We start from the raw sequence: 2,726 nt of genomic DNA on the forward strand, positions 1-2,726 counted from the left end.
TCCCCCAACGCCAGATTGAGGGGGTGAATATGACCGCCGCTCTTGTCGAGCAGAGCGCCGACGTAGCGGTCGCTCGCGACCACCTCGCGCACCCCCTTGGCATCGAGCAGCTCCAGCTGGTCGTTGCCCCACTTCTGCCAGCGGGCGTACTGGGATTTGAGCTCGTGCAGCTGCTTCTCGGTCTCGGCGGCAAAGACGCCCCCCTCCTGCAGATCGCACTGGATGTTGTAGCGCTTGATCCGCTCGCGGATGATCTGTCCCCCCTCAAACAACATGGAACCGAGCAGCCTGGCCTGATCCGGCGGGCAGTTCGCTTCTATGGTGTCGATGTCGCGGCTGTAGGAGTTGACGATCTGGCCGCCGTTGCGACCGCTGGCACCAAAGCCGACCCGCGCTGCCTCCAGCACCACCACCTTGTAACCCTTCTCCACCAGATGCAGGGCGCTGGATAGGCCGGTATAGCCCGCCCCGATGACGCAGACATCGCACTCCAGCTGCTCGGTCAATGTCGGGTAGGGCGCGTGTTTATTAGCGCTGGCTGCGTAGTAACTGTTTACATGTTCGGTCATGATCCCTGTTTCCTTACCGGTTCGGTTGCCAAACTACTGTCAGGATTAAAAGCTCGCCGGGGTGTGGGCGCTGACGATGCGACAGGTCTCCCCCGACGGATTGCTGAAGCTGTGGGGCTCGCCGGTGTCGATCACATAGCTGTCGCCCGCCTCCAGCGGATAACTCTGGCCCGCCACCGTCAGGATCACCGACCCCTCCAGCACGGTGCCGACCTCCTCCCCCTGATGGGTCACCTGACCGCCGGTGTCGGTGCCGGGGGGGTAGGTCTCCAGCATAAAGCCGAGCTGTCGGCGGTTGTTGCCGTTGTGCACCAGCTTGAGGGAGACCCCCTGACTGCCCAGCTCGATCAGCTGATCCGCCTTGATCACCACCTCCGGAGTGCGGCTCTCCTCCTCGGCGAAAAAGCGCGACAGCGGCAGGCCATAGATGGTGAGCAGCTTTTGCAGGGAGGCGACCGAGGGGCTCACCTTGTCCTGCTCGATCATGCAGATGGCGCCGTGGGTCAGGCCGCTCAGCTCGGCCGCCCGCCGCTGGGAGAGCCCCAGCTGATGGCGTACCGCCGCCAGCCGTTCCCCCATGGTGCGCACCCCGGCGTCAGCCGCACTCAACGGTCGAGCCACACCCTCCCGGCTCTGTGGCCCGCTCATGAAAGGCCCCCTGCTGCGCCATGTCTGCATCCTTGCATCATCAGCCTCTCCTGCTTGCGCGTGATCGCATCGGATCAGGCGCTGCCTGTTTACCCTGCTGGTTAAAATAGCCGACCAGCTTTCCCTTGCCGTTCACTATGTTACACAGCACAGCCGTTCATTATTTTGCACACCTGATTTACCATCTCCCCGTCGTTTGCCCACTTACAGCCTACAAGCGAATGGGTAAAAGCGCGCTACACAGCCCATTTTCTAGCATGGCGCCCCCCAGCAATTCAAATATATTTAACACTTGAAAAACATTTCAGCTCAAATTATGGTCTTCCTGTGCTTATTATTTTATACGGCAGCGGCGCAGGAAGGATCGGCTCACTCCGGCAACCAGCTGCTCTGACCCACACTCGAGGCTTCTCATGTCAGGAACAACATCCCACTCCAGCTTGATCACATCCCGCGCCTATATAGATGGACAGTGGTGCCAGGCCGCCAGCGGCCGCACCTTCGAGGTCACCAACCCCGCCAGCGGGGCCGTCATTACCCAGGTGCCCGACATGGATGCCGAGGATACCCGCCGCGCCATCGCGGCCGCCCACGCGGCGCAACCCGCCTGGGCGGCGCTGACCGCCAAGGAGCGCAGCAACAAGCTCTACGCCTGGTTTGCCGCCATCACAGCCCATAGCGACGAGCTGGCCCGCATCATGACCTGCGAGCAGGGCAAGCCGCTGGCCGAGGCCAAGGGCGAGGTGACCTATGGCGCCAGCTTTATCCAGTGGTTTGCCGAGGAGGGCAAGCGCGCCTATGGCCGCACCATCCCGGGCTTTAGCGGCGATCGCCGGTTGGCCACCATCAAGCAGCCGGTCGGGGTCGTCGCCGCCATCACTCCGTGGAACTTCCCGATTGCCATGATCACCCGCAAGGCTGGCCCGGCGCTGGCAGCGGGTTGCACTATCGTCATCAAACCCGCCGCCGAAACGCCGCTCTGCGCGCTGGCGCTGGCGGTATTGGCCGAGCAGGCGGGCATCCCTGCCGGGGTCATCAATATCGTCACCGGTCATCAGCCGAGCGCGGTGGGCAACGAGCTGTGCAGCAATCCGGTGGTGCGCAAGCTCTCTTTCACCGGCTCCACCCGCATCGGCAAGCTGCTGATGCGCCAGTGCGCCGACACCATGAAGAAGCTGTCGCTGGAGCTGGGTGGCAACGCCCCCTTTATCGTCTTTGACGACGCCGACCTTGATGCCGCGGTGGCCGGGGCGCTCGCCTCCAAATACCGCAACGCCGGGCAGACCTGCGTCTGCGCCAACCGGATTCTGGTGCAGGCCAGCGTCTATGACGCCTTCGCCGAGAAGCTGACTGCCGCCGTCAAGGCCTTCAAGGTGGGGGATGGCATGGCGGAGGGCACCCAGATCGGCCCGCTCATCAACCCCGCCGCCGCCAGCAAGGTGGCCGAGCTGGTGCAGCAATCGGTCGCCGCCGGTGCCGAAGTGCTGCTGGGGGGCGAAGCTCACCCCG

At 63.5% G+C, this 2,726-nt stretch carries 2 protein-coding genes and 1 pseudogene; 1 reads left to right on the forward strand and 2 read right to left on the reverse strand.

Going from position 1 to position 2,726, the window contains the following annotated elements; translation table 11 throughout:
• Together DBR30_RS21765 and puuR are read right to left on the reverse strand one after the other, a co-directional pair.
• Positions 1 to 569 (reverse strand): annotated as a pseudogene (locus tag DBR30_RS21765) (NAD(P)/FAD-dependent oxidoreductase); the annotation flags it as partial.
• Positions 570 to 614: 45 nt separating this feature from the next.
• Positions 615 to 1,217 (reverse strand): HTH-type transcriptional regulator PuuR, encoded by a 603-nt coding sequence (puuR, locus tag DBR30_RS07015; protein WP_108541134.1) that lies wholly within the window; start codon positions 1,215 to 1,217, stop codon positions 615 to 617.
• A 413-nt stretch (positions 1,218 to 1,630) separates the two neighbouring features.
• On the opposite strand from puuR, the gene DBR30_RS07020 reads away from it, so the two are divergent.
• The coding region (locus DBR30_RS07020) for an aldehyde dehydrogenase family protein (protein WP_108588257.1) at positions 1,631 to 2,726 on the forward strand (1,096 nt) is incomplete at its 3' end.

It is taken from the genome of Aeromonas sp. HMWF017 (assembly GCF_003061465.1).
Taxonomy (GTDB): domain Bacteria; phylum Pseudomonadota; class Gammaproteobacteria; order Enterobacterales; family Aeromonadaceae; genus Aeromonas; species Aeromonas veronii.

Coding starts and splice junctions, on each gene's coding strand:
- puuR (WP_108541134.1), bottom strand. CDS start 1,217: ATGAGCGGGCCACAGAGCCGGGAGGGTGTGGCTCGACCGTTGAGTGCG.